This is a genomic window from Rhodococcus sp. JG-3, from assembly GCF_000482405.1.
Classification (GTDB): domain Bacteria; phylum Actinomycetota; class Actinomycetes; order Mycobacteriales; family Mycobacteriaceae; genus Rhodococcoides; species Rhodococcoides fascians.
Genome location: NZ_KI519398.1, coordinates 4,283,778 through 4,306,800, shown reverse-complemented (window position 1 = coordinate 4,306,800; position 23,023 = coordinate 4,283,778). Strand labels below are relative to the sequence as shown.

Here is a 23,023-nt window from a genome sequence, read left to right as displayed (position 1 = left end):
TTCGTAGCGTTTTCCGTGTCCTTCACGACCGGAAACATAGACGAACAAGGGAATTGCCATGTCCAACATATCGATTGCTACAGCAGCAGAAACCCGCACTCTCGACGGACTGGCCGGGTGGGCGGTCGGCGTCATGGATGCCCTTGGCGGCCCCGGCGCAGCGGTCGTCGTCGGTGCAGACAATCTGTTCCCGCCGATCCCGAGCGAACTCGTTCTCCCACTTGCCGGGTTCTCGGCCAGTCAGGGAGCGTTCTCTTTCGGTGCTGCGCTCTTCTGGACGACGCTCGGCTCGGTACTGGGCGCGGTCATCGTCTACGCGGTGGGTGCGCTCATCGGACGCGAGCGCACACGAGCATTGGTAGCGCGAATTCCCCTGATCAAGGCCAGCGACTTCGACCGCTCGGAGGCATGGTTCGCCAAGCACGGCTCGAAGTCAGTTCTGCTCGGCCGCATGATCCCGCTGTTTCGTAGCTTCATCTCCCTGCCGGCCGGGATCGCGCGGATGGGAATGGCGAAGTTCCTTCTACTCACGACCATTGGGAGTCTCATCTGGAACACCATTTTCGTCACCGCGGGATATCAGCTGGGCGAGAACTGGCACCTGGTCGACGCGTATGCCGAAATCCTGCAGAAGATCGTCGTCATGACGGTCGCCATGGCCTTCGTCGTCTTCGTGGCCCTGCGGTTGCGGTCTCGCCGCCAGGCCGGTCTGTGACAACGCCGGCCCGGCGACCTGACATGCACTTATCGGGGCAGTCCCGACTTGTACTGCAATGCGTAGGCCAGTTTGCCGGGCTTGTCGTTCGCGTACGGTGCGGAGAGTTTCCCGAACTCGCCCTTACCAGCAGCCTTGCCGTCGTTCCAGGAAGCCAGTGCGCCGAGTTCCGCTGCGGTGCGGCCACTGTCGATCACCGCGTCTTTCGGGGCCGCCACCTGAGCGCGCGAGACCGACTCGACGGTGCTCAGGTAGCTCGCGAGATTTTTGCTGTCCCAGCCGCTGATGTCGACTTCCGCCGAGTCGCGAACCCATGCACCCCAATAGAATTCCTGGAAGGGGATGGTGCCGGGGGTGAAGCCGATGTCGCGGGCGAAGTACATCAGGCTGCGGTACTTGTCGTTCTGGAACTTCGCGAGACCGACTCCTGACGGAAGCTGTTCAACCGGAACCTCGTTGCCGTCGACGTCGTAGTTCCACACCCACTTCTCGGCTTTCATTCGAGCCCAGAAGTCGGCAGGGCTCAGGTCGCTGAGATTCGCGACCACTCGCAGACGAAGATGCAGATTCGGTCCACCGTCGGCCGTTTCGTAGAACGACGTCAGAGTGTGGTGTCCGTCGGTCAGATAGGGCACGCCGCCCGGTCCGATGACAACCGTCTTCATGGGCGCGATCGTGTCGGGCGTTTCCTGGCCGACGGGCACGGTGCAGGTGAACGACGACGGATTGTCCAGGCGCGCATCGGGTAGCGCCGACGCGGCCTTCTCCTGGCCGTTGGCTTCGCACCAGTCGTCGAACTTCTTGTTGATCTCGTCCTTGCCGAGTGTGTATCGACCGAGCTTGTAGTACACCTCGTCGTATCCGAGAGAGGGTTGCGTCGCGCGCACATCACCGATCGGGAGATCGAGAAGCTCGCCCGCCTCGGCACATTGGTAGCCGAGGCCAGACGACGATCCACTGGGGAGCAGGTCTGCGACCTGACACAGCGGCGACGCCGTCCGTGCCGGGCCGGCAGTGGCGACGCCGCCCATCGACGTGGAGACGACAGAGACCAGTGCGAGGATGCCCAGTAGAGCAGCTCTTCGACGCGATGCCATTCGTGAAACTCCCAGAGTTCGGAAAGTGAAGTTTTCCGAGACTGTCGCACCGCGGTCACCGGCCGGTGTCGGGGAACCGACGCGGAGGTGAACGTCGCATGATGTGCGTCAGCGATCCTCGCGCAACAGTGCGTAGACGAGCGTGTCGGTCCACTCACCCTTGCACCACCAGTTCTGGCGGAAGTGCGCTTCCTGACGCATCCCGACCCGCGCGGCCAACCGCGCCGACGCGTCGTTGCGTCCGTCCAGCTGTGCGCTGATTCGGTGGATCTGGGGAAGCGAGAACACGTGGTCGATCAACGCGTTCACTGCCTCGGTCGCGTAACCCCGACCGGCCACGGCGGGGGAGAAGGTCCAGCCGAGCTCGACAAGTGCCGGGGATCCGTCCACCAACCATGCCTCGACGTTGCCCACCACAGTGCCTTGATGTTCGACGACCATCGCCAATGCCTGGGTGTGCAGCCCGCTTCGCTTCATCCGTTTGCCCACCGCCGCAACAGCATCGGCGTGCGTCCACGCTTCGTGCAGGAGGTAGCGGCACACTTCCGGGTCGCTGTAGTAGGCGAGAATCCGGTCTGCGTCGTCGGGTTCGTACAGACGAAGGGTCAGGCGCTCGGTGTGGATGGGCTCGACTGTCATATGTCTGATTCTGCCCGACCTAGATTCACGCTGATTCGAACCCTGGCCCCGGACCCCTCTCATAACGGAGGGTGGTGAGTCGAAGCTGATCGTCATCAAGTGGAAGGCACGTGAACATGGTCGTGACGTCGTACGCCGCTCCCGCGGGACCTGTGGACACGCGGCACAGCGTCGTATCGAAGGTCGACCCGGTTTCCGCCTCGTCCAAAAGGCCACTGTGGCAGCGATACCGATGGACCGTCCTGCGCGCCTTGTCGCCGATCGTCCTCCTCGTCCTCTGGCAGATCGCCAGTGCTGCCGGAGTCCTCTCCGAACGAGTGCTGCCCGCACCGTCCCTGATCTTCGACGCGGGTCTGGAATTGCTGCGCAACGGTGAATTAGCGGATGCTCTCGCCATTTCGGGGACGCGAGTGGTTCAGGGGCTTGTGCTCGGCGGGCTGATCGGAGTGGCGCTCGGAGCGCTCGTCGGACTGTCGAAGCTCGCCGAAGCAACCGTCGATCCACCGTTGCAGATGCTGCGCGCACTCCCACACCTCGGGTTGATCCCCCTGTTCATCCTGTGGTTCGGGATCGGCGAGACTCCCAAGATTCTGCTCGTCGCTCTCGGAGTGGCATTTCCGTTGTACCTCAACACGTTCTCGGCCATCCGGCAGATCGATCGCGACTTTCTCGACACTGCCGTTGTCCTGGGATTTTCGTGGCGACAGCGATTCACAACGATCATTCTGCCGAGCATCGCGCCCCAGCTGTTGGTGGGACTTCGGCAGTCGTTGGCCATCGCGTGGCTGTCGTTGATCGTGGCCGAGCAGATCAATGCAGAATCCGGGCTCGGCTACATCATCAACAACGCGCGGGACTTCCTGCGTGTGGACACCATCATCTTCGGGCTCGTCGTCTACGCGCTGATGGGAATCGGCACCGACGGAATCGTACGAATCCTCGAAAAACGAGCCCTCCGTTACCGATTGGACGCGTGAGCCATGACTACGACGACCACCTCCGTCGCCACCCTGCACGGCATCGACAAGTTCTACGGATCCAGTCACGTGTTGAAGGGTGTCGACCTGTCCATCGAGCGCGGCGAAATCGTCTCGCTGGTCGGACGATCCGGCTCCGGTAAGTCGACCATCCTGCGCGTCCTGGCCGGACTGTCGACCGACCACACGGGTGAGCGGCACGTCGCCGGACATCCTGCAGTCGCGTTCCAGGAACCGCGACTGTTCCCGTGGCGATCGGTTCGCCAGAACGTGTCCTACGGTCTGAACACCGCAGGCGTCACCGGCAACGAAGCATTGACTGCTGCGGACGCGACTCTCGACGAGGTGGGGCTGGCCGAGAAGCGAGACGCATGGCCACTCACATTGTCCGGTGGGCAAGCTCAGCGCGCTGCGCTGGCGCGGGCTTTGGTGGGGGAGCCCGAACTGCTGCTCCTCGACGAACCGTTCGGCGCGCTCGACGCACTCACACGACTGACGATGCAGTCACTTCTGCTCGACCTGTGGGGACGGCATCGCTTCGGCATCCTCCTGGTCACGCACGATGTCGACGAGGCGATCGCGCTGGCCGATCGGGTTGTGGTGCTCGAGAACGGCGCAGTCTTGGACACCGTCACCGTCGATCTGCCCCGCCCCCGCGATCGCGGAACGCCGGGCTTCTCCCGCCTTCGCACCCATCTGCTCGGAGCTCTCGGAGTTCACTGACCGTCCAATTCGGCACCTGACAAGGATCTTTCACGCATGTCGTCATACGCTCGTCCTCGTCCTCGTTCTCTGCGCGCACTCGGTGTGCTCGCTGCGCTGTCTCTGACGGTCGTCGGACTTACCGGTTGCGTCTCTCGTGGTAGCGACACCACTTCCACCGAAGCCCCCGAACTGGTCTCGAACGACCAGCTCGCCACAGTCACCCTCGATGTCGGCGACCAGAAGGGTGGCACCGAAGCCCTACTGCGCGCATCGGGTGAGCTGGACTCCGCTCCCTACGATGTTGCGTTCTCCACCTTCACTTCCGGCCCGCCTCAGGTGGAGGCGGCAACGGCCGGACAGATCGACTTCGCGGTCACCGGCAACACGCCTCCCGTCTTCGGGGTTGCAGCCAATGCCCGAATCAAGGTCGTGTCCGCCTACACCAACGATGCGAGTGGGGATCAGATCCTTGTACCCGCAGAGTCGACTCTGGCGTCGTTCGCAGACCTGCGGGGCAAGAAGATCGCAGTGGGCAAGGGAAGTTCGGCGCACGGCCACGTGCTGCTGCAGTTGCAGAAGGCCGGCTTGACCACCGACGACGTTCAGTTGGTGTTCCTTCAGCCGGCCGACGCGCTGACTGCATTCACTTCCGGTGAGGTCGACGCCTGGGCGATCTGGGATCCGTTCACGGCGATCGCGCAGGTGCAGAACGGTTCGAAGACACTGACCACCGCCGAGGGCGTTGCCAACGGTTATGGCTTCGGTGTCGCCTCGCAACAGGCGCTGGACGATCCCGCGAAAAACACTGCGTTGCAGGACTTCGTGGTTCGTCTGGCCAAGGCGTCCGCATGGGCGGACGCACACCCGGCAGAGTGGGCGGCGGCGTACTCCACGGCCGTCGGCATCGACCCGGCCGCGGGTGAATTGGCGCAGGGGCGGAGCCAGCGACCAGCAATTGCTTTGGACGACAGTGTGATCGAGTCCGAGCAGGCGCTCTTCGATGTATTCGTCGAGAGCGGAAGCATCCCTGGCGGCAACACGTTCGCAGACTTCGTCGACACGCGTTACAACGACGCCATCGCCGCCGCGACCGCCTCCACCAACTGATCACCCACCACGTCGTAGGAGTTCACTCGTGACCGCACGCATTTTCTGGTTCCTCCCCACCGCTGGCGACGGCCGCTCCATCGTCGGTGCATCTCACGCGTCGGCCAACATCGTCGAACCTGCCGGGTTCCGTCGTCCGTCGCTGCGGTACCTCACGGAGGTGGCTCAGGCCGCGGACCGCCTCGGCTACGAGGGAGTGTTGACACCGACCGGAACCTGGTGCGAGGACGCCTGGTTGACCACCGCCGCGCTACTGCAGAGCACCCGACGGTTGAAGTTCCTCGTCGCCTTCCGTCCCGGCCTCACGCCGCCCACGTTGGCGGCGCAACAGGCAGCGACGCTGCAGCGGTTCTCGGAAGGTCGGGTGCTGTTCAACATCGTCACCGGCGGCGAAGACGTCGAGCAGCGTCGTTTCGGGGATTGGATCGACCACGATCGGCGATACACCCGCACCGACGAATTCCTCGGACTAGTGCATCGGATCTGGACGGAGACGTCGGTCGATCACGAAGGCGAATTCTTCAAGGTGGCCGATGCGCGTGTTTCGGAGGCACCGGACCCGTTGCCCGAGTTCTGGTTCGGCGGCTCGTCGGACCCCGCACTCGCCGTCGCCGCCAAGCATGTCCAGACGTATCTGACGTGGGGTGAGCCTCCTGCCGACGCCCGCGCCAAGATCGAGAAGGTGCAGGCGCTCGCGGACGCCGAGGGCCGCAAGCTCACCTATGGCATTCGCCTGCACACCATCAGCCGCGACACCTCCGAAGAGGCCTGGGCCGTCGCACAAAAGCTGCTCGACGAGCTTCCCGAGGAACAGGTGTCGGCGGCGCACGCGCTGCACTCGTCCTCGCAGTCCGAGGGACAGCGCCGGATGGCCGCATTGCACGGCGGCAGCAAGGATTCCCTCGAGATCTACCCCAACCTGTGGGCCGGAGTCGGCCTGGTCCGCGGCGGTGCCGGTACGGCTCTGGTCGGGTCGCACGAGGAAGTTGCCAACCTGATCGGCGAGTACCACGACGCCGGATTCGACGAGTTCATCCTCTCGGGCTACCCACACCTCGAGGAGGCGTACCACTTCGCCGAAGGTGTTCGACCCATCCTCGACGCGCGAGGAATCACGGTCCCCGCACGCTAGGGCACGTGGGATCGAACCACCGGGTGTGCCGGTTATGGGAAATCTGTCCAGTAGATGGCGTGAAAAATGGATGATAGACGAGGGTAAATCTGTATGATGGCCGCGTGTCCAGTGCCATGTACGTCCCGCGAATCGTGGACGAGGAGCTCGACGACCTCCTCCCTCACCTCGCCGCCATCAACCTCGACGGTGCGAAAGGCGTAGGCAAGACCGCTACCGCCACCCGCCGTGCGAAGTCGGTTCTCGAACTCGACAACGCGGTGAATCGGCAGCTGATTTCTGCGGACCCAGATCTGCTCGCGAGATCGGCGCGCCCCATGCTTATCGATGAATGGCAACGATTCCCGCCGTCATGGGATCTGGTTCGCAGAGCCGTGGACAACGATGCGTCGGGTGGGCAATTTCTGCTGACGGGAAGCGCGCCGCCTTCCGACGCTGTCGTCCACTCCGGTGCAGGCCGAATTGTCCGTGTACGAATGTGGCCTCTGAGCTTCGCCGAACGTCGGCCGTCGGATTCGGCTGTATCCCTGAAGGACTTGCTGTCTCCCCGGCAGGTGACTATTTCGGGTTCGACCGAGACCGTGCTCGGCGATTACATCGAAGAAGTGCTGGTTTCCGGCTTCCCTGGCATCCGTCGTCTCGCCGGTCGCGCGAATCGCGCAGCTTTGGACGGCTACCTGCACGCGATCATCGAACACGACTTTCCGGAGCAAGGCCACGTGGTTCGACGTCCGGAATCCCTTCGTGCCTGGATGACTGCATACGCCGCAGCCACATCGACCACAGCATCCTGGGAGTCGATCAGGGATGCGGCAACGCCGGGTGCGACCCACAAGCCAACCCGTCAAACATCGATCAACTATCGCGATGTGCTCAGTCGCCTGCGCATGCTGCATGACGTAGAAGCATGGTTGCCGCAGGATAATTCGTTGGGGAAGCTGGCCAAGGCACCTAAGCACCATCTAGTGGACCCAGCCCTGTGCGCTCGATTGCTCGGCGTGACAGCTGAGTCCCTGTTGACGCCTGGCGGCTCGGCGGGCGTCAGATTGGGGCACCTTTTCGAGTCGTTCGTAACGCAAAGCCTCGAGGTGTACGCGCAAGCGAACGAGGCGAGGCTGTTTCATTTCCGTGGCAGGACTGCCGAAGTGGATCTGATCGTCGAGCAAGGCGATGGATCGTTCATCGGCATCGAGGTGAAAGTCTCGCCCGATATCACGGACCACGATGTCCGACATCTGAAGTGGCTTCGGAGCGCAGTGGGCAGTCGAATGAGGGACGCGATCGTAGTGACGACAGGTCCTCACGCTTACCGCCGACAGGACGGTATCGCGGTGATTCCGTTGGCTTTGCTCGCGCCATAGCCGGTCCTCGGCCGCTCGGAGTCGGTGATACGCACTGTCAGCAGATTCCGGCGTACACCGCCCGGACGTACTGCTCCGCGCGGTCCGAGCCGATGATTCCGGGCCCCATTCGGTTCATGACGTAGGAGATGGTCAGCTTCGACTCCGGGTGCAAAACGGTGAGCGATCCGCCCCAGCCACCCCAGAAGCAGATTTTGCCGTCGGGGATGTAGGGCATCGATTCTTGCTGCGGCAGAGCGAAACCCAGACCGAAGCGCAACGGAATGCCCAGCGCCAGATCGACTCCGTTGGTCTGCTCCTCGAAGATCGAGTCGATGGTCTCGGGGCTCAGTAGTCGTATGCCGTCCACAGTGCCGTCTCGGGAGATGACCGACAGGATTCTGGCGACCGATCGTGCGTTGGCATGCCCGTTCACTGCGCCCATGTCCGCGCCGCGCCACGCCGGGGTGTTCGCGGACGAGGCCTTCACCAACGGTCCGAGAAATGTTTTGCGACGCAACATCTTCGGGTCGGGCACGGCATCATCGGTCGGTGGGGGCGGCGGTACGACGTCGGCGATCCGATTCCAGTCGGCCTCGGCGGCACCGATCTGGAAGTCGGCACCGAGTGGCCCGGCGATCTCCTCGGCGACGAACTGCCGCAACGACTTTCCAGTGACGCGGCGGACCACTTCGCCGATCAGGTGGCCTTGACTCACAGCGTGGTACCCCGATGTGGTGCGCGAGTCCCACCACGGAGCTTGCTCAGCCAGACGCGAGGTAGAGAGTTCCCACTCGTAGAGGTCCTCTTCGCCGAACGGCCGGTCCCAGCCCGAGACGCCCGAGGTGTGCGACATCAGATGCCGCACCAGGATGTTCTCCTTGCCTGCGGCTGCGAACTCCGGCCAGTATGTCGCGACCGGCGAGTCGGGATCGAGCGCGCCGCGATCGATCAGCATCAACGCGGCCAGGCACGTCACCATCTTCGTCGTCGACCACACGTTGGTGATCGTGTTCGACTCCCACGGCAGGCTGTGCTCGGTGTCGCGGTAACCGCCCCACAGATCTACGGCGATATGGCCGTCGATGTCGACGACGATGGACGCGCCGAGTTCCTCGCCGCTGTCGAGGTTGGCTGCGAGCGCGTCACGCACCGCTGAGAACTCGGGGTCGCAGTGACCGTCAATCGCCATGTGATGCTCCTAGAATGCGGTGAACGGCCAGTTCGACGTAGTTGTCGGCGACGTCCTCGATGCTCAGCTCGCCCCCGTCGTGGAACCAGTTGCTGATGCCGTTGAGCATGTCGGTCAGGGCGAATGACGCCAATCGTGCATCAGGAACGGTGAATTCGCCGCTCCGCATACCCGCGGTGATCACGTCGCGGACGCGTCGTTGGTACTGACGGCGATAATCCTCGACAGCAGTGCGGTGCTCGGGCGTGAGCGACGCCAGCTCGTGTAGGCCGACGATGTACTCCACCCGGCGCCGATTCAGATGCACCAGGTGCGCGCGCACCAGAGACGACATGCGCTCGGTGGGGGTTCCGGCCGCGTCGAGCAGCGGCAGGTTCTCCTCGGCCGGCTCCTGCGTCACCGTCAGACAGATCGCGAACAGGATGTCTTCCTTGGACGGGAAGTGGTGGTAGAGGCTGGCACCCTTGATGCCGACGGCGTCGGCGATATCGCGCATCCCTACGTTCGAGTAGCCCTCACGCGCAAAGATATTCGCGGCGTTGGCGACGATGTCATCTCGTCGTTGCCGAGTGCGCACCTGCCGGGGGAGAGCGGTGACCTCGGATGGCTGCGTCATACGGTTTCCTCGACCGCCGCCAACAGTCGCAGTTCACGCTTGAGGATCTTGCCCTGCGGGTCGACGGGCAGCTCGGACACGATGTGTACCGACTTCGGGGCTTTGTACGACGCCAACTCGGTGCGGCAGTACTCGATGATCGCGGCCGGGTCGGCGGTCACTCCGTCGTGGGCAATGACGAAGGCTGTCACTGCCTCGGACCAATACGGGTCGGGTACGCCGACGACGGCGGCGCGCAGCACGTCCGGATGAGTGTGGATGGTGCGTTCCACTTCCTGCGACGACACGTTCATCCCTCCCGACTTGATCATGTCCTTCATCCGATCGTAGAAGAACAGGTTGCCGTCAGCGTCGATACGGACCATGTCGCCGGTGTGCACCCAACCGTCGCGGAACACCTCGGCGGTGCGCTCGGGGTCCTTGAAGTAGCCGAGCATCACCGATGGAGTGCGGCAGAGCAATTCACCGATCTCGCTCTCGTTGCCCGCGGGGTCGACCACCTTGATCTCGAGGTGGGTGACGGGCTTGCCGATCCACGACGCGTCGCCGTCGGGGATGTCGTCGAGAGTGGAGAACCAGCCCACCGAGCCGAGCTGGGAGAGCTCCGACTGTCCCCAGTAGGTACCCCAAATGGCGTCGGGTGCCGCGGCGGCCCAGGCGGTGATCGTGTGCGGTGACACCTGGCCACCGTAGGTGAGGCAGCGCCGCACCTGGCTCACGGCCTCGGGCCCGAACTGCGCATCACGGGCCAGCGCCAGGTAGAACGTCGGAGTCTGCGCGATGACGGAAATCTTCTCGGCGGCGATGATGCGGAGCGATTGGGCCGGGTCGACCGTCGCGGGCAGCACCAGGGTCGCGCCCATCAGCGTGAGGGTGGTCATCGAGCCGAGTCCGGCGATGGTGTGGAACGGCATGACGAACAACCAGGTGTCTTCCGGTCCCGTGCGCAGGCCCCAGCTCCACGCGGGCGCGGTGGAGATGAGGAAGTTGCGGTGCGGGATCATGACGCCCTTGGGGGCCGCTTCGGTTCCGGAGGTGTAGATGACCATCGCGACGTCGTTCTCGTCCATCTCGACGCCCGGCTCGGTGGACGGCGTGTCCGCCGTCAGCGCGGCATATTCGGTACCGAATGTCACCAGGGTGGTGGTCTCCGGCTTCACCGAGGAGATGATCTCGGCGTAGGCCGGATCGGCCACCACCACAGTCGGTTCCGCGTGTTCGAGTTGATGCTTCACCTCGGCGGCGCGATACATCACGTTGATGCCGGTGAAGGCCGCTCCGGCTTTGAGCGTGCCGTAGTACGCCACCACCACGTCGACGCTGTTACGAGCCATCGATGCGACGCGGTCACCCGCTGTCACTCCGAGATCGACCAGCAAGTTGGCGAACTTGTTTGCGCGAGAATCCAGTTCGCCGTAGGTGGTGACCTCACGGGTACCGTCCGCCGCGTAGCTGATGAACGCGACCTTGTTCGGCTGAGTCCGCGCATGGCGACGCAGCTGATCACCGATGGTGGCGCGACCGATGGGGGAACGGTGGTGAATGGCAGTACCGGGCACGGCGGACTCCTCGAGGTGCGAGCTGTTACAGGGCGGGGGAGAGTGCAGCGGAGTCGAACATCGGCTGCGAGAACGTCTCTGCCGCAACGATCTGCTCCACCGGATCACGGGTGAGCTTGCGCGGGAACGACTTCTCTGGATACCCGACGGCGATGTGCGCGGCGGTGATGTAGTCGTCCGGGATGCCGAGCAATTCTCGAATGGCGGGCTCCTCGTGGCACAGCAGTGTGGTCACCGCGGTCGCGACGCCCTGATCGCGCAGGCTCAGGCACAGGTTCTGCACGGTGGGGTAGATGGACGCTCCGCCGACGACGGAGAGTCGGCCGAGTTCGTGATCGGTGGGGTGCAGTCCGTCCAGCGCGGCGCAGACCACCACGATGGCGGGCACCTCGTGGAGGTGGCGGGCGAAGTAGTCGGCGTCCTGCACGGTCTTGGGCAGTGCGCCGACGGCGACGGTTCCACCGGTGATGCCGGCGAAATAGGCGTCCCACATCGGGAGGTAGAGATCGGCGAGGGCCTGCTTGCGGGCGGCGTCACGCACGACGATCCACCGCACGGGCTGACGATTGCCGCCTTGCGGGCCGAAGCGCGCGACGTCGAACGCGGCTTTGAACACCTCGTCGGGAACAGGATCGCTGAGGTACCGCCTGCAAGTGCCGGTGGTGCGCATCGCCTCGGTGAGTTCCATGGGTGTTTCCCTTCGCCTGTCCGCTGTTAGGTAGTGCCCTGAAGCATTGTGTGGCGTGGGCCACATTGTCAAGGGCTGAGATGCTGTGGAGATCGAGACCGCGAATCCCTTGCGCGAAATTGCCTAACCATGGTTAGTTGCACTATCGGAGTCGGATAGAGCAGCACGCAACAGGAGGTAACCGGTGTCCACATACGCAGCAACGGCAGCGGAGACCGTGGATGGGGTGGATCGGGATCGGCTCGCGCGGGCACTCACCGCGGCGAATCTGCCCACGCTGGTGGCGGTGCTCTATCAGTTGACCGGAGACCGTGCGTGGCTCACCGATCCGTATCGCCCCACCCGTAGTCGGGGCATGGACAACAACGACACGGGCGGGTTCGACGACGCTGTGGCCGACCGCATCCGCGCCGCGGCGCTCGACGCGATCTGCGCGTTCCACGAGGGCACGCCCATGGCGGTGCCCGCACCCGACTCGGAGCACCTCGTCGAGATGATCAGCGTGGCCGTCGGTGAGCAGGTTCCACCCGAGTTCGGCGTCATGGTGGCCGAGGACATGGGCTTCACCTCCTCGGACACTCCGGTGGCCGCACCGAACGATCTGTCCGTCATCGTGATCGGTGCCGGCGTCTCGGGGATGCTCGCGTCCATCAAGCTGCACGAGGCGGACATCAGTCACACCGTGCTCGAGAAGAACTCCGACGTGGGCGGCGGCTGGTTCGAGAACACCTACCCCGGTGCCGGCGTCGACACCCCCAGCCACCTTTACTCCTACTCCTTCGCGCCGCGTGCGTGGAGCACGCACTTCGGCAAGCGCGACGAGGTGTGGCAGTACCTCAGCGATGTCGCCTCCGAACACGATCTGCGGCAACGCATTCGTTTCGACACCGAGGTGGCGACCGCCCAGTACGACGCGCAGCGGCAGGGCTGGACCGTCACCACGGTCGATGGCGAGATCCTGACCGCCGACGTGGTGATCACCGCTACCGGTCAGCTCAATCGGCCGAAGGTGCCCCACATCCCCGGGCTCGACTCGTTCGACGGCCCGATCTTCCACACGGCGAACTGGCCGGCCGATCTGGATCTGACCGGCAAGCGTGTCGCTATCGTCGGAACCGGGGCCAGTGCCATGCAGGTGCTGCCGGCCATCGCGTCGACGGTGGGGCATGCGACCGTGTTCCAGCGGTCGCCGCAGTGGGTGTCGTCGAGCGATGTGTATTTCACCGAGATGGGCGACGATGCCAACTACCTGATGGATGTCGTTCCGCTGTATCGGCTGTGGTACCGGACGCGGTTGGCCTGGAACTTCAACGATCGTGTGCACAGCTCGCTGCAGGTCGATCCGGAGTGGGAGCATCCGCAGCGTTCGATCAACCCGATGAACGACGCCCATCGACGCGTCTTCACCCGCTACATCGAACGCCAGCTCGAGGGCAGGCCGGACCTGATCGAGAAGTCACTTCCCGAATACCCGCCCTTCGGCAAACGGATGCTGCTCGACAACGGTTGGTACGCCGCGCTCAAACGAGACAACGTTACCCTCGTTGCCGACGCCGTCGCGTCAGTCACCTCGAATTCGGTTGTAGCGCGCGATGGTTCGGAGACCGAGGTCGATGTGGTGATCCTCGCGACGGGCTTCGAGACCCACAAGCTGCTGACGCCGATCGATGTTAGGGGTCGATCGGGTGAGTCCATCCGCGATATCTGGGGTCCGGAGGATGCGCACGCCTATCTCGGCATCACCGTCCCGGACTTCCCGAACTTCTTCATCACCTGCGGTCCCGGAACGGTATTGGGTCACGGAGGCAGTTACATCACCATCGCCGAATGCCAGGTCCGCTACATCGTCGATGTGCTGATAGACATGGTGGACAAGCGAATCGGAGCCATCGAGTGCAAGGCCGACGTCGAAACGGAGTACGTCCGCAAGCACGACGAGGCGCACGCGAAGATGATCTGGTCGCACGGCGGCATGGACAACTGGTACCGCAACGACGCCGGACGTGTGGTCTCGACGCTCCCGTGGCGCATCGTCGACTACTGGGAGATGACGCGACGGGCCGATCTGGACGACTTCGTCATGGAGCCTCGACGGGATGAGGCTCGCTGATCAGTTGGACGTCGCCTGCTGCATCGACAACACGAAACCGTGTCCACTGCCCGCGTCGCAGACCATGGCGTCGACTCGGGAGTAGCAGGTGTACCCGAGGTGCGAGATCGATGTGTTGTAGTCCAGCGATTGCGCGTTCTCGACCCCGAAAGCGCCTTGGTTGAAGCACATCGGAGTCACCTTGCCCGGGTCCAGGAAGAAGCCTTTGCTCATCTCGTCGGCCGAGAAGGGTGGTTTGTCGCAGTCCGCGCCGTCGGGCACGGGTGCGTCCGTGGCTTGGCAGCCGGACGAGAACGCGGTGGAGCCGAGCTTGCAATAGATGTTGCCCGACGGCGACTTCCAGCCAACTTCGTTGTTGATGGCGGCATATCGGGCCGGGTCCACGGGCGTGATCGGTGCGGAGTCGACCGATGGTGTTGTCGCAGAACCAGTCTCGGACTGGCTGCCACTCGGTTGCGGCGCAACGGTGACCTGCGGTCCGGCCTCGGTCGATGTCGCCGGCGCACCCGCGACGACGGTGGGAATGACCGACGGCATCGCATTGGTCGGTTCGTCCGAGCTGCTGCATCCCGTCAGGAGTACACCGATGAACGCAATGGCGGCTAGGGCCACGCGACTGCTGTATCTCGGCATCAGTTGGACGTCGCTTGCTGCATCGACAACACGAAGCCATGCCCGCCACCGGCGTCGCAGATCATTGCTTCGACTCGAGAGAAGCACGTGAAGCCGTTGTAGGAGACGGACGTGTTGTACTCCAATACCTGGGCGTCCTCGGCACCGAATACTCCTTGGTTGAAGCAGGTGGGAGTCACTTTGCCGGGGTCGAGGTAGAAGCCCTTGGACAGCATGTCCACGCTGAAGGTCGAGTTCGGGGCGCAGTCGGCCTCGGCACCGTCGGGAACGGGGGCGTCGGACGATTGGCAGCCGGAGGAGAAGGGTCCGGAGCCGATCTTGCAGTAGATCTTGCCGGACGGCGACTTCCACGCGACCTGATTGCCGGGAACGATGAGGCTTGCCGGGTCGACGGGCGTGATCGGTGCGGTGTTGTTCCCGGGGTCGGCAGCGGTTGGCGTCGACTCGGTCGCCGCGGGTGCACCGGACTCACCTCCGGCGTTGCTTCCACTGGTCTGGGTCGGCGCTGCAACGGTCACCTGCGGCGGAGCGGAGATTTGTGACGCAGCGGTGGGGGCCGGTGCGGCCGCGGGGGCGTCGTCACTCCCACAGGCCGTCAGAGTCACGGCCGTGAGTGTTGCGGCCGCCGCGAGCAGAGCAGTTCTTCGGAACATTCGGAGCTCCTTCATCAGAAAGCAATGTTGACGTCGCGGGAGATCGTGAAGCCTCTGTCGCCGTCGTAGCAGGTGATGCCAGCTTCAGTGGACCGGCAGATGTTGCCTGTCACTCCGATGACCTGGCCGTATTCCAGGACTCGTGGGCCGGGATTGCCACCGAAAAAGATTCCCTGGTTGGTGCAGATCTGTTCGACGGTGCCGTCCTGTGTGATCTGCACGCCGTAGGTGTTGTTCTCGGTGTTGAGGCACTCGCGCCCGGTGTTGCCCGCCACCGAGTAGCGGACCTGACAGCCCACGATCGTTCCGGGTGCATTGGATGAATTGAATGCGCAGAACACGTTCCCACTCGGGGACTGGAAGAAGTACTGGCCACCGTCTACCTCGAAGTCGCGTGCGTCGACGTTGACGTCGTCGCGGTTCGGGGCAGGCGGCACGGCAGCAGGTCCTGCGTCGGAGGGCTGCTCCGGTGCCGGAGTCACGACCTCGGGAGTCTCGACGGCCGGCCCGTCCGTCCCGGTGCCGCCGCCTGCATCAGGGGAACCACCGGCTGACGGCGCGGGAGCGGCGCTGGTGACGGGCGCTGCATCGGTGCTGCTCGGTGCCTCGGACCCGCAGGCGGTGAGGGACAGGGTGGTAGCAGCGACCAGGGCGCACATGGCCACGATGTTGCGGACTTGCCTCATTCGTTCGTCCTCACCGGTGGCTGCAGAGTGCATCACCTCTGAACTATGAATCGAACGGGCCAGGTGGTCTGTTAACGTCGTTCGTGTCACGACCCCGTCACGAATCGGTATACGACGGGAACATCGGACATTTCGCCTGAGAGGGTGGAGGCATCAAACACTCAACAGCCAGTTGATGTTTCAGCTTCAACCTGAGACGCATAGCGCAGGATTTATCTCGATCTGGAATCACGTTGTGCGACTTCGACGAAAGGTACGCAGTATGCGAAAGTCATTGCGGCGAGCGGTAGTAGCAACGGCGCTGACCGTGCCTCTGGTGTTCGGGATCGGAGCCGGCACGGCAGCAGCCGCCCCGCAGGTGATGAACTTGCAGGTACCCGTTGTGACCGGTTTCCAGATTGCCCCCGGAGCCGTTCCAGGTGGTCTCTTCCAGACCATTCCGATGAAGGCCATTGTGGGCGACGAGCCCGGTGTCGCTCGCTTCTCGGCCGCGAACATTGCCCCGTTCGCCGATCAGTATCCCTACCGGTATCTGAACCTGAATTGGCGAAACCTGGCGACGGGTGCGACGGGTGCCGCCGATCTGCGGCACTGGCAGGATGATCCGACACCGTCGCCGAGTGGCCCCTACGGACGGGAAGATCTGCCCCTCGAGGTGGTCGCGAACACCGGACCGGGTCCTGTTGTGGTGACGGTGACGCACACCAAGGACTACTCGAACGGCGGTCAGTGGGGCTCTCCGTACCTCGACACTCTTCTCCCCGGTGCCGGCGTGGTGCTGGTCCCCTGAATTCCACATGGATGAAAGGCAAACGATGCGAACATCTTTACGACGCGGAGTAATTGCGCTGGCGCTCTCCGTACCACTGGTTCTGGGTGTGGGAGTGGGTGCGGCGACGGCTGCACCGACGACGTCCGAGCTTCTGGTCCCTGTCGTCACCGGGCCGGAGTTCGGTCCGGCTGGGGTGCCAGGCGGACTCGTTCAGACGATTCCGATCACGGCGACGGTAGGTGAGAAGCCAGGTGAGGTGCGCTTCAAGGCTGCGGAGATCAGGCCGTACTACTACCAGTTCAATTACCGTTTCCTGACGGTCAACTGGCGCAATCTCGCCACGGGTGCCGTCGGAGCGGTCGATCTACGGCACTGGGAAGCCCTCGAGAATCCATCACTCCCGATCAACGCTGAGCCGAGATATCCGGTCAACTTGCCTCTCGAAGTAACTGCGCAGACCGGGGCGGGCCCGGTGGTTGTGACCGTCACCCACAATCGTGAGCAGTGGCAAGCCCCGCCGGAATCGAACGCCCTCATCCCCGGCTTGGGTGTGTTGCTCGTTCCGTGACACGTCTGGACGGTCAGCGGGCCGTTTGCCACGCTGTCGTCTGCTGATCGGCGATGCTGACCAGACGATCGAGGCCCACGTTCATGTCGACCAGATGTGAATCGAGAAGCGGCACTTCGTTGAGCGGCTGAGGTTCCACGAACGTCAGGTGATATTGGTTGTACCCGCCGGCTTCGATGCACGATCCGACCACTCGGCCGCGGCTGGTGGTCCACGTCGAGTTCGAGGTCGGCACGGTCTCGGGGGCCGTGGAGTACTGCAACAGAATCGAAATGATTCCGAACGCGAACGGTGCGCTCGGCACCGTGATTCCGACGGGCCGATCGTCTCCGCTGAGTGCCACCGGATCGGTGCAGGCCACCTGATACTGCGGGCCACTCGGCAGGCCCCATCTCTGAGACCACAGATCCAGCGACGAATTGCCGAACGTCGACAGCGGCGGCAGTAGCGTGTTGGTGGAATATGCTACGACGCAACCGAACTGGCCCTGTTCGGTGCACAAAGGGATGTTCGTGAAGTCGCCACCGGTGGTGCTGCCGCGGGCCGTCTCGACATTCCCGCCCATGAGGAATGCGCCGACAAGTTGCTGTCGTAGGGCTGCATCTTGATCGAAGGTGTCGCGCATCAGCTTGCGGAGCATGAACGTGCCTTGTGAATGGCCGATGAGGATGACGCCTCGGCCGTTGTTCTCGGTTGCCATGTAGTTGTCCCAGGCGGCGCGCACATCGGAGTACGCCAGATCTATCGACGGTCCGGCCGCACCCACCAGTGCCAGAGGCAGCCCGACCAACGGGGTCTGGCGGTAGACCGGCGCGAATACTCGGCATTGGGTGTTGAACCGGGCAGCCTGGAAACTGGCGATAGAAGCCACCTCGGGCGTCGCGTAGCCGGGGGCATTGAGTGCGACGTCGTTGGTGACGGTGGGGTAGAGATAGAAGCAATCGACGGGCTTGTCGGACTCCGGCACGGCCGCGGGGCCAGGAGTCACTGTGCCGGTGCCGAGGTCGGTGGTGTCGCCGCCCAGGTCGCAGGGGTCGTTTGTCAGTTCGGGGCTACACAGCCACGTCGTGGCCGGTGCGGGTTGCGCCGCAGCGGTGCCGGTGCCGACGAGACCGCCCGCCATCAGAAACAGCCCTAGTATCGCTGCCGTTGCGCGTCGTCCCACTGCCGCTTCTCCCTGTGCTCTGCTGGTGACGGGTGTCACTGCCACGAAAGTTAGCACGGCTGGCATTCCGATCGATTGCGAGAGACTGTGGTGTCGCCTCACCTGGCCGTAACGGTCAGGTGCCGAGGTCTCCCGCGATGTCGGCGGCGGTGAGCATCGAAACCAGAATCGGGACAACTCGTTTCGGTGCTATCCGGTATTCCCCGCGGCTCTGCTGCTCCACGATGTTCGCCGAGCTCAGCGTCTTGAGGTGGTGGTAAATCTGACCCGAGGAGCCGACCCCTACTGCCGCGTGCAGATCTGCCGCGTTCGCCGGACCGCGCAGCAAGGTTCGGACGATTTGTAGCCGAACTGGATGGCCTAGTGCAGCAAGCACTTCCGACATCGAGGCGATAGGCAGATCGATGATGGCGTCGGCGGAGTAGCTGATGTCCCAACGGACCGTGCCGTGCAGATGCACGTCGCCCTGATAGGCGACGATGCCGCCCGTCGACGGGGCCGCATCGACCTGCTCGGGAGCGTCGCGTCGTTCCAGCTCGGCGACGCGAGCCTCCAGCTCTGCCAGTCTCGACTCGAACTCTGCGCTCACACCACGCAGGCTATCCGGTCGAGTACGTCCGATGAGAGCATGGCCTCGAGGATGAGTTGCTGCTGCACGCCAGCGTCCGCATACGCTTGCTCGAATCTGTCTGCAGAAAGACCATCGATCAGCCACACTGCGGTCGCCACCGTTCCATCGGTGCGCCGTAGCTCGAATCCCTGAGTGAGCACGCCTGCGAGGCTGCCACCCTTGAATCCGACACCGAGAACGTCGTCACCTGCGGGCTGCCATTCCAATTGGCGCAGAATGGTATCCGACGCGTTGCCGAAGGTTCCATCCGTGAAGGCGCGATACATTCCGTTGAGTTGTTGGGCCGAACCGCCACGGAAGGTGCTCTGCACTCGGGCGGCTTGCTCCTCGGGGGTGGACGGTTGCAGCGACGCCTCCAGTTGGGCGCGGAACTTCGGGTCGAAGGCCCACTTCTGCGCGGTCTCCCACCGGTCACCGGCGGCGAGAGCGGGGTCGTAGAGCGACAGCATGTCGGCCACCAGGCTCGGCACCTCAAAGTTCTCCCACCCTCCGGTGGCTGCCGCATCGATGATGGCTTGGTCGCCGAGTCGGTATCGGAGGTAGTCGGGGACGGAGTTGTCGCTTTCTTGAATCATGGCCGTGACGACGTCGTCGATGCGGACCGTGACATCGGGGTCGGTTGCGTTGGTGCCGGTGTTTACGATTCCCAAGCGATTCAGGGCATTCGGATGCGCGCCACCATCAGTGTTGGGTACGTACCAGCGTTCCCAATCCGAGAGCGACACTTGCTCGTTCGGGTCGATGCTGCCGTTCGCGACGGCTTGGGCGTAGGCGGCGAGATGCACCACCTTGATCGCCGACGCGAGTACCTGCTCCTGATCGGCTCGATGTTCGACGGTACGGCCGCGTCCGTCGTCGATCACGAGGCCGACGGTGTCGGGTGCCTGATCGATCAGTCCGATCCACCCGTCTTCGGTGGCGAGGTCGGTCGAGGTGACGGGTGCACAGTTCTCCGGTGTCGGGGTGGCGGCTTCGGCGGTGTCCGAGTCGGTGGAAGCACATCCGCTCATCAACAGGACCGTCGCGCAGGCTGCCGAAGCCAGGGTGAGGCGTCGCATCTCGAGCTCCTTGGTTGTTATTCCGTAATTACGGAATAACAGTAAATCGGTTTGCGCGTCTCGGCAACCCCTTCCTGTGGCGTCCTGCAGATGGCTCGCCGTAACACCTGTTACGCTCGTCCGTAACAAGTGTTACGGCGAGAGGGGAGGTGGGAACGAGTGACACTCGAAGCGGACGATCCGCGGCATCGCATTTCGCAGGCCGTGTGGGACACGATCGCGGAGTTGGGAATCGAGGCGACGACGGTGCGCGCGGTCGCGACTCGGGCGGGCTGCACGACCGGTCTGATCATGCACCGCTTCGGCTCCCGGTCCGCGATGTTGGTGCACGCGCGACAGACCCTGTTCGAGCGCACAGCAGCGCGGGCCGACGAGGCCGGTACCGGTGGCGCACACTCCGCGGCGGAGCGGCTGTATTCCGTTGTCTGCTCAGTACTTCCACTCGACGACGAGCGCATTGTCGAAGCTCGAATTTTCACGGGCTTCGCGGCGGCGGCGATCGCGGACGCCGAGCTGCGGAACCCACACGTGACCCACACGCGTCAGTGGCTCACTCGCATAGCCGGTCTCGTTGCCGACCTCGGCACTCACATCACCGATGCCGAGGCCGCGGAGTACGCCTTGCAGATTGCTACCGCGGTGGAGGGCATCGTGGTCCTGGCGGTACTCGACCGCGAGACGTATCCGCCGGCGACGCAGAAACGACTCGCCAAGCGCACGGTTGCCACCGTGGTCGACCGCAGTGCCCGGCACTGATCGGTGACCTTGTCCCTACCTTCGACAGAACGGATCCTTATGCCCACGCTCCATCACGCCCCGCTGGCACGCGTCGACCAGAACACTCTGTACCGCATCATGGCGCTTCGGGTCGCGGTATTCGTGCATGAGCAGGGCATCGTCGACGACACCGAACTCGATGGTGCGGATCTGCTTCCGACGACGGAGTTGTTCTGGATGCAGGACGACGACGGTGAGGTGCTGGCGACCATTCGAGTCCTCGTCGATGACACCGTTCACATCGGCCGAGTCGCGACCGCCGCCAGTGCACGGGGTCGGGGCTACGCCGGCGAACTCGTGAAAGCGGCACAGGAGGCATATCCCGGGGTCGTCGAACTCTCCGCTCAGGCGCACCTCGAAGAGTGGTACGGCCGCTTCGGATTCGTTCGTGTGGGGGAGAACTACTTGGACGCTGGAATCCCGCACGTGCGCATGGTGACGAGCGGACGATGAACCCTCTTCTGTTCTGACCAATGCAGTTGAGCTGCAATGATATTCGAGCGGCTCAGAACAACGTGGGTGCGGTGTAGCGGCCGTGTCGTGCTTCGTTGAGTCGGGCGCTCCAGCGCTGCACGAGCCACATCTCGACGAGCTCGGGGCTGGTACCGATGTCGGTGGCCCATGCAGTGATGAGTTCGACGTAGCGGTCGTAGCGACGACGAGTGAATCCGGTGACGGACGGGTCTTCTAGCCATCCTTCGTGGATGAGGGTCGAGACTCCGTATTGGTCGATCAGCTGCGCCGGGCCGCCGTAGACCGACGCGTTCACCGCCCATAGGAACGTGGCCATCAGGGACATTCCGACGCCCGGTGCGTCGGGCCAGCCGGACCAGGTCGAGTTCGGATGGTCGGGCACTGCGCGGTTGCGGACGCAGCTGTCGAGCACAGCGAGAGTCTTGGCGACGGGGTTCTCGTCGGGACGGCTGAGGTGTGGGTTCATGACATTCGAGAATCGTCGCATCGCTCTTCGGTGCCGATGACTGCCCTGCCACGCCGCGCACAGAAGCAACAAGCCGAGCGAATCATGTTTGCTTACAGTCAAATCGGTGCCGATTCGTAGATCGTTTCGCTGCACAATGGCACCGCCGTACTCGACGATTTCTCCGTCGAGGTTGCGGCCGCGCAGTCGCAAATCGTGGCCTGCTCGGTCGAGGTGGCCGTTCCACCAATCCAGGTCTACCTCCACACCGTCGTCGAGGACATGCAGGTCGTAGCTGCGGTGCTGACACCACTGCACACAGGCCGTGGGCGGCGGGAACCCCTCGTCGAGTCGTGACATACCGCCATCGAAGCATCGGGTACCGACAGATCGAAGGCTGCTGTCACTCGGTGCGGGTCCCGGCTGGTTTGTCGTGGTGCTCAGTTTGCTGGTGTCCGATCATCGCCAGTAGCGCCAACTTGTCGGCATCGGGGCTGCCGACAGCGGCGGTGTACAGGATCAGGTGCTGGTCGAGTTCGACGAGCTTCATCGAATCGCAGTCCACCGTGATCTCTCCAACGGGGGTGTTCCGAAAGGTCTTTCGCAGGGCGGGGGAGACTGCGACGTCGTGTCGTTCCCACAGTCGCGCGAAGTCGGGGCTGCCGTCGCGCAGTTCGGCGACGAGGTTGCACACAGTCTCGTCTGTCGGATAGCGGGTGAGTGCGGTGCGGAGTTCGTTGACGGCGCTGTGGCGGAAGTGGGCGTCGTCGGAGATGCCGTAGAGCCGCTCGCTCGGCTGCTCGGTGCCGAGGAAAGCTTTGCGGGCAAGGTTGCGATGACGAGGGGTCAGGGTGCCGAAATCTTCCATGAGCGCTGCGGCGAGATCGTTCCAGGCGAGTACCTCGAACGCGGCCGACATGACGATGCCGGCGGTCTGCGGTAACCGTTCCAGGAGCGTGAGAATACTGGGCCGTACATCGCGCCGGTGGACACCTGACCTCGCGGGCGCGGTGCCCGCCAGCGCATGCAGATGGTCGGACTCGGTGTCGCCGAGGCACAGGGCAGCCGCGATGCCCGCCAGCACCTCTGCCGACGGGCGTGGTGCGCGGCCCTGTTCGAGGCGCACGTAGTACTCCGTCGAAATATGCGCGAGCACGGCAACTTCTTCACGGCGAAGACCCGGGGTCCGGCGACGAGGGCCGGACGGTAGACCCACATCCTGCGGTTGAAGCTTTTCTCGGCGGCTACGGAGAAACGCCCCGAGTTCCTGCTTGTTCATGAGTT

At 63.7% G+C, this 23,023-nt stretch carries 25 protein-coding genes; 11 read left to right on the top strand and 14 right to left on the bottom strand.

Annotated features, from left to right (window positions below; translation table 11 throughout):
• The first annotated feature begins 58 nt into the window (after window positions 1–58).
• Window positions 59–715 carry a DedA family protein gene (locus tag K414_RS0121595; protein WP_027497825.1) on the top strand — a complete coding sequence of 219 codons (657 nt, stop codon included), beginning with the start codon at window positions 59–61 and terminating at the stop codon, window positions 713–715.
• Between the two features lie 29 nt (window positions 716–744).
• Here K414_RS0121595 and K414_RS0121590 read toward each other — a convergent pair whose 3' ends face one another.
• A complete protein-coding gene (locus K414_RS0121590; RefSeq protein ID WP_037219476.1) occupies window positions 745–1,812 on the bottom strand; it encodes a ParB/Srx family N-terminal domain-containing protein in 1,068 nt (355 codons plus the stop codon).
• Window positions 1,813–1,920: 108 nt separating this feature from the next.
• On the bottom strand, window positions 1,921–2,451 hold the full coding sequence (locus tag K414_RS0121585; RefSeq protein WP_027497823.1) for a GNAT family protein: 531 nt from the start codon (window positions 2,449–2,451) through the stop codon (window positions 1,921–1,923).
• A gap of 116 nt (window positions 2,452–2,567) precedes the next feature.
• Here K414_RS0121585 and K414_RS0121580 point away from each other — a divergent pair, with 116 nt between their 5' ends.
• From K414_RS0121580 to K414_RS0121560, 5 genes are all read left to right on the top strand, one after another.
• Window positions 2,568–3,428 (top strand): ABC transporter permease, encoded by an 861-nt coding sequence (locus tag K414_RS0121580; protein ID WP_081701718.1) that lies wholly within the window; start codon window positions 2,568–2,570, stop codon window positions 3,426–3,428.
• A gap of 3 nt (window positions 3,429–3,431) precedes the next feature.
• Window positions 3,432–4,151 (top strand): ABC transporter ATP-binding protein, encoded by a 720-nt coding sequence (locus K414_RS0121575; protein ID WP_027497821.1) that lies wholly within the window; start codon window positions 3,432–3,434, stop codon window positions 4,149–4,151.
• A 36-nt stretch (window positions 4,152–4,187) separates the two neighbouring features.
• Entirely contained in the window at window positions 4,188–5,240 is a 1,053-nt protein-coding gene (locus K414_RS0121570) for an ABC transporter substrate-binding protein (protein ID WP_051365228.1), read from the top strand.
• 28 nt (window positions 5,241–5,268) lie between these two features.
• Window positions 5,269–6,372, top strand: coding sequence for an LLM class flavin-dependent oxidoreductase (locus K414_RS0121565; RefSeq protein WP_027497819.1), 1,104 nt, complete (start codon window positions 5,269–5,271; stop codon window positions 6,370–6,372).
• Between the two features lie 104 nt (window positions 6,373–6,476).
• Window positions 6,477–7,733, top strand: a complete 1,257-nt coding sequence (locus tag K414_RS0121560) for a DUF4143 domain-containing protein (protein WP_237606288.1) — start codon at window positions 6,477–6,479, stop codon at window positions 7,731–7,733.
• Window positions 7,734–7,770: 37 nt separating this feature from the next.
• On the opposite strand, the gene K414_RS0121555 is transcribed toward K414_RS0121560, so the two are convergent.
• The 4 genes from K414_RS0121555 to K414_RS0121540 are packed head-to-tail and all read right to left on the bottom strand — an operon-like array spanning window position 7,771 to window position 11,767.
• Window positions 7,771–8,904, bottom strand: coding sequence for an EstA family serine hydrolase (locus K414_RS0121555; protein WP_027497817.1), 1,134 nt, complete (start codon window positions 8,902–8,904; stop codon window positions 7,771–7,773).
• Window positions 8,894–9,520, bottom strand: a complete 627-nt coding sequence (locus K414_RS0121550; RefSeq protein ID WP_027497816.1) for a TetR/AcrR family transcriptional regulator — start codon at window positions 9,518–9,520, stop codon at window positions 8,894–8,896. Before K414_RS0121550 ends, K414_RS0121555 begins: the two co-directional genes overlap by 11 nt.
• A complete protein-coding gene (locus tag K414_RS0121545) occupies window positions 9,517–11,079 on the bottom strand; it encodes a class I adenylate-forming enzyme family protein (RefSeq protein WP_027497815.1) in 1,563 nt (520 codons plus the stop codon). The genes K414_RS0121550 and K414_RS0121545 overlap by 4 nt, the downstream gene beginning before the upstream one ends.
• Before the next feature lie 25 nt (window positions 11,080–11,104).
• Window positions 11,105–11,767, bottom strand: a complete 663-nt coding sequence (locus K414_RS0121540) for a nitroreductase family protein (protein ID WP_027497814.1) — start codon at window positions 11,765–11,767, stop codon at window positions 11,105–11,107.
• Window positions 11,768–11,951: 184 nt separating this feature from the next.
• On the opposite strand from K414_RS0121540, the gene K414_RS0121535 reads away from it, so the two are divergent.
• The gene (locus K414_RS0121535) at window positions 11,952–13,877 is read left to right on the top strand and encodes an NAD(P)/FAD-dependent oxidoreductase (RefSeq protein WP_237606286.1); all 1,926 of its coding nucleotides are present in this window, start codon (window positions 11,952–11,954) and stop codon (window positions 13,875–13,877) included.
• Here the strand turns inward: K414_RS0121535 and K414_RS27650 are convergent, their stop codons facing one another.
• Genes K414_RS27650 through K414_RS0121520 form a run of 3 tightly spaced genes read right to left on the bottom strand, consistent with a single transcriptional unit; the run spans window position 13,878 to window position 15,849 of the window.
• A complete protein-coding gene (locus tag K414_RS27650) occupies window positions 13,878–14,489 on the bottom strand; it encodes a DUF6636 domain-containing protein (protein WP_152530463.1) in 612 nt (203 codons plus the stop codon). It lies immediately after the preceding gene.
• 20 nt (window positions 14,490–14,509) lie between these two features.
• Window positions 14,510–15,163: a hypothetical protein gene (locus K414_RS27645; protein WP_152530462.1), complete on the bottom strand. Its 654-nt coding sequence runs from the start codon at window positions 15,161–15,163 to the stop codon at window positions 14,510–14,512.
• 14 nt (window positions 15,164–15,177) lie between these two features.
• Window positions 15,178–15,849 carry a hypothetical protein gene (locus K414_RS0121520; RefSeq protein WP_027497812.1) on the bottom strand — a complete coding sequence of 224 codons (672 nt, stop codon included), beginning with the start codon at window positions 15,847–15,849 and terminating at the stop codon, window positions 15,178–15,180.
• 262 nt (window positions 15,850–16,111) lie between these two features.
• Here K414_RS0121520 and K414_RS0121515 point away from each other — a divergent pair, with 262 nt between their 5' ends.
• Together K414_RS0121515 and K414_RS0121510 are read left to right on the top strand one after the other, a co-directional pair.
• Window positions 16,112–16,639, top strand: a complete 528-nt coding sequence (locus K414_RS0121515) for a hypothetical protein (RefSeq protein WP_051365225.1) — start codon at window positions 16,112–16,114, stop codon at window positions 16,637–16,639.
• A 25-nt stretch (window positions 16,640–16,664) separates the two neighbouring features.
• Window positions 16,665–17,189, top strand: a complete 525-nt coding sequence (locus tag K414_RS0121510; RefSeq protein WP_051365224.1) for a hypothetical protein — start codon at window positions 16,665–16,667, stop codon at window positions 17,187–17,189.
• Between the two features lie 13 nt (window positions 17,190–17,202).
• Here K414_RS0121510 and K414_RS0121505 read toward each other — a convergent pair whose 3' ends face one another.
• From K414_RS0121505 to K414_RS0121495, 3 genes are all read right to left on the bottom strand, one after another.
• On the bottom strand, window positions 17,203–18,393 hold the full coding sequence (locus tag K414_RS0121505; protein WP_343294191.1) for a DUF3089 domain-containing protein: 1,191 nt from the start codon (window positions 18,391–18,393) through the stop codon (window positions 17,203–17,205).
• 76 nt (window positions 18,394–18,469) lie between these two features.
• A complete protein-coding gene (locus K414_RS0121500; RefSeq protein WP_027497808.1) occupies window positions 18,470–18,943 on the bottom strand; it encodes a helix-turn-helix domain-containing protein in 474 nt (157 codons plus the stop codon).
• Entirely contained in the window at window positions 18,940–20,043 is a 1,104-nt protein-coding gene (locus tag K414_RS0121495; RefSeq protein ID WP_027497807.1) for a serine hydrolase, read from the bottom strand. The genes K414_RS0121500 and K414_RS0121495 overlap by 4 nt, the downstream gene beginning before the upstream one ends.
• A 159-nt stretch (window positions 20,044–20,202) precedes the next feature.
• Between K414_RS0121495 and K414_RS0121490 the strand changes: the two genes are divergently transcribed.
• Together K414_RS0121490 and K414_RS0121485 are read left to right on the top strand one after the other, a co-directional pair.
• Complete coding sequence (locus tag K414_RS0121490) at window positions 20,203–20,799, top strand: TetR/AcrR family transcriptional regulator (protein WP_051365223.1); 597 nt, start codon at window positions 20,203–20,205, stop codon at window positions 20,797–20,799.
• 39 nt (window positions 20,800–20,838) lie between these two features.
• Complete coding sequence (locus K414_RS0121485; protein ID WP_027497805.1) at window positions 20,839–21,273, top strand: GNAT family N-acetyltransferase; 435 nt, start codon at window positions 20,839–20,841, stop codon at window positions 21,271–21,273.
• A gap of 52 nt (window positions 21,274–21,325) precedes the next feature.
• On the opposite strand, the gene K414_RS0121480 is transcribed toward K414_RS0121485, so the two are convergent.
• Both K414_RS0121480 and K414_RS0121475 read right to left on the bottom strand, forming a co-directional pair.
• Entirely contained in the window at window positions 21,326–22,099 is a 774-nt protein-coding gene (locus K414_RS0121480) for a hypothetical protein (RefSeq protein WP_027497804.1), read from the bottom strand.
• Window positions 22,100–22,142: 43 nt separating this feature from the next.
• Window positions 22,143–23,018, bottom strand: a complete 876-nt coding sequence (locus K414_RS0121475; protein WP_027497803.1) for a helix-turn-helix transcriptional regulator — start codon at window positions 23,016–23,018, stop codon at window positions 22,143–22,145.
• Window positions 23,019–23,023: the final 5 nt, after the last annotated feature.